Source organism: uncultured Clostridium sp. (assembly GCF_910588715.1).
In the GTDB taxonomy this organism is placed as follows: domain Bacteria; phylum Bacillota; class Clostridia; order Clostridiales; family Clostridiaceae; genus Clostridium.
This window is the reverse complement of record NZ_CAJURG010000026.1, coordinates 1-2655: the sequence shown is the minus strand read 5'-3', so window position 1 is coordinate 2655 and position 2655 is coordinate 1. Positions and strand designations below refer to the sequence as shown.

The following is a 2655-nucleotide window of genomic DNA, read 5'->3' as shown; positions in this document are numbered from 1 at the left end:
TACAGAAAGATACCCTTGCAAAGCTGATTGTAGTCAGCGAGATTAACGGAGTGGAACTGGAGGAATTGATACATACCATTTTAGAAAAAGGCATTGAGGAACATGGTTTCTATGAGTAATGAAGGGAAGTAATAGGAAACAGGCTGTGAGATATTGCTACATATATCTTACAGCTTGTTTTTGTTAAGGCTAAAAGTAGCTTGATTTGCGTACATAATTTGGTAAAATAAATATGTTATAGACAATAATAGTATATCGAACGTTGGGAGTGGACAAAATTGGATATTATAAATTTTTTAAAAACCAAATTAGGTGAAAACAGATTAATGGAGGTTGTGAAAACAGAATCCTTATATGATAATGTTGGGAATGGATATTTAAAACAGCTATTTGCTATCATGCATCAAAGATATAATGTGCTTTTTGAGTTTATGAAATCAAAGAAAAAAGGTAATGGACATTTTAATGCATCAGAAAGTAGAGAATTATTAAAACTGATAAAGTTGTATGAGGATTTACAGTATGTATTGAGAGAAACACCTTTATCATTTAAATTAGATAATATATATGATTTTATGCTCAAGTTCTGTAAGGGGTTTCTTCAAGAGGCTAATGGTAGTGAAATACCTAATGATTTACCAGAGTTTAAGATAAAAGAATATGAGCCGATATTTTTCATATCGCAAATTATATCAGTACCTGTTGTCAATAAAAACTATAATTATGAATTGAAATTCATTGGGGAAGGTTCTTATGCGAAGGTTTTTAAATATAAAGATACATTTTATAATAAGTTTTTTGTTTTAAAACGAGCTAAAGATGATTTGAATGATAAGGAACTTTCAAGATTTCGGTTGGAATTTGATACTATGAAAGAATTGAAATCTCCATATGTTTTAGACGTTTATAGATACGATGATACAAATAATGAATATTACATGGAATATGCAGATGAATCATTATATGATTTTCAGATAAAAAATAATACTAAATTGAGCAGAAAGCGACGTCGAGGAATTGCACAACAAATTTTCAAGGGTTTTTCATATATACATTCAAAAAAATATCTGCATAGGGATATTAGCTTTACAAATATTTTATTGCAACACTACGATAATGAACTCAGTGTTGTAAAAATATCTGATTTTGGCTTAGTTAAGATTGAACACAGTAATCTTACTAGCTTTGGAAGTGAAGTAAAAGGTTCATTGAATGATAGTAATTTACAATTTGTTGAGTTTGCAAATTATAATATGGAATATGAAACTTTTGCTCTTACCAGACTGATTTATTATGTTATGACAGGTAAGTATAATCTTGAGAATATTAAGAATGAAAACATTAGAAACTTTGTATTAAAGGGAGTATCATCTAATCTTAATAAAAGGTATCATAGCGTGGAGGAAATGCAAATAGCATTTGAGAAAGCATTTCCATTTAGTGAATGCTAGATTGTTTCAAGGAGTAGGTATGAATAATTTTTATAATAATCTTATAAAGTTTGTTGTTTTTTTAGGTGTGACGTTTTTAATAATGCTTATCATCTTTCCTTTAATGTATATGGGATCGTATGAATTGATTAATAATGTTGATTCGTCTATATATGTAAGGTATGCAACTAACAATAAATATGATAAAAATATTTTTTTTGAAAATGAAAATAGAACAGCTATTTTAGAACAATTAGAAAATGAGATTGACTTGTCTGAAGTCAAACGAATTCAGGATTTTGCTCGTATTATTGTTGAACATCAAGAAGATGTGAAAACAGCTATTAATGAGAATGAAGAATATCAAAAATATTTAATAGATAATGGGAGTTCTGTAGATGAATTAATTGAGTGGAGTGAAAAAATATCATTGTTGGATGATAATTTGTCTATGGCTTGTTTATATTTGTTTTTTTTGGTAATTTCTTTTATTATGGTTGTTCTGTTTAAATTTAGAAAAACATTCTATATTTTTGCGGGGATAATATATGCAGTTGCGATACTTTCTGCAATTTCAGGAGGTATCTCAGATTATTTAGTGGCGAATGTATTGTCTTTAATAGCTAAAATGTCATCGGATGTATTCACATATAGAGATATGGAAGAAACAAAACTTATATTTTTTGAAGCATTTAAGGAAAGTACATTGACTTTTATTATTTTTGATACTGTAGTACAAATATGTCAAAATAATCATAAAGAGAGGGAAGAAAAGGCTGTGCGATATTTATATAGTTCATTAGAGATTCAATGTTCTTATTTAAATCAGTTTTGCACTTCATCTAATGTATATATTGCAAAATTAATGGTTCCTATTAATGTGATTGTAAAAATGTGTAATAAGACTATTAAGAGTAATAGAAAAAAGATAGATAGAAAAAAAGTATCAACCAATAGAAAAATTGCTTTTCAAAAACAAAATGAAGAACTTGAAAAGCTAAAAGAATTGCTGTTTTATATTTATTATAATTATGAAGAACATACTACTAATGAATATATTTTATATTTACGTCAGATACAAAATCTAATGTACAATTGTGCTATTGTATGAGATATGTGATAGATAGCACTTAGGAGAAGTCTTAGGTGCTTTTCTTATATGAAAAATCCGAGGAAAGGAGCAGACAAAAATTGAATAAAGTTTACCGTCACTGGTGGCAATGGC

At 27.9% G+C, this 2655-nt stretch carries 2 protein-coding genes; both read left to right on the top strand.

Annotated elements, in window-relative coordinates; genetic code table 11:
* Positions 1–335: 335 nt before the first annotated feature.
* Entirely contained in the window at positions 336–1451 is a 1116-nt protein-coding gene (locus QZ321_RS12365; protein ID WP_294197037.1) for a protein kinase family protein, read from the top strand.
* Positions 1452–1470: 19 nt separating this feature from the next.
* Entirely contained in the window at positions 1471–2541 is a 1071-nt protein-coding gene (locus QZ321_RS12360; RefSeq protein WP_294197036.1) for a hypothetical protein, read from the top strand.
* The last annotated feature ends 114 nt before the right edge of the window (positions 2542–2655 follow it).

What these genes read in the sequence shown, in the direction of transcription:
- QZ321_RS12360 (WP_294197036.1), top strand. Translation starts at nt 1,471, where the DNA reads ATGAATAATTTTTATAATAATCTTATAAAGTTTGTTGTTTTTTTAGGT.